Source organism: Paenibacillus sp. P4_A7 (assembly GCF_056402455.1).
Genome location: NZ_JBFUHJ010000851.1, coordinates 1 through 888, shown reverse-complemented (window position 1 = coordinate 888; position 888 = coordinate 1). Strand labels below are relative to the sequence as shown.

At 41.7% G+C, this 888-nt stretch carries 1 protein-coding gene; it reads left to right on the top strand.

The genetic code is table 11. The features are described from left to right. A partial coding sequence (locus tag AC1DWN_RS34470) for an MBL fold metallo-hydrolase (protein ID WP_477563300.1) occupies positions 1-888 on the top strand: 888 nt, incomplete at both ends.

Sequence of the window (888 nt, the reverse complement as noted above, 5' to 3'; positions counted from 1 at the left end):
GGCATAAGATTGATGTCATTAATATTCCTTATTTTGATTTATTGGATAGTATAGATCCTGCTCTTGATCAAATCCCTAGTGGTGGAAAAATTCTTGTTGTCTGTGCCAAAGAAGGGTCATCTAAATTTGTCGCCGAGCAGCTGGCTGAAGCTGGCCGCACGAACATTTGTTATTTGGTAGGTGGTATGAAGTCTTGGATCGAACATCTGGAACCCGTTAAAATAGGTGACTCTCTAAATGGAGGATCTATTTATCAATTTGTACGGATTGGCAAAGGGTGCCTGTCCTATATGATTATCTCAAATGGAGAAGCTGCAATTGTTGATACGCTTAGAATGACAGAGGTTTATGAGCGTTTTGCTGAGGAAAAAGGTGTGAAAATCAAGCATACTATTGACACACATCTACATGCAGATCATATTTCAGGAGGTAAAATGCTAGCAGCGAAGATTGGCGCAACGTATTGGCTGCCTCCTAAAGATGCTACTGAAGTAACATTCAACTTTGCGAAGTTAGAAGAGGGTCAAGTGATTTCGGTAGGGGACACCTACATTAACATTCAACCGGTCTACTCTCCAGGTCATACAATAGGAAGCACATCGCTGATCATAGATGATCAGTATTTGTTATCGGGTGATATTCTGTTTATCGAATCCATTGGTCGTCCTGATCTTGCTGGTTTAGCAGAAGACTGGGTAGGTGATCTACACCAGACCTTGTATCTACGTTATAAAGAGCTGTCCCAGCATTTAATTGTTCTCCCTGCCCACTTTGGGAAAGTGACTGAGCTAGGAGATAGTGGCCAGGTGTCCGGGCGATTGTCAGAAATTTATGAGAAGAATCAAGGGCTACAAATAGATAACGAACAGCAGTTTAGAAGTATGGTAA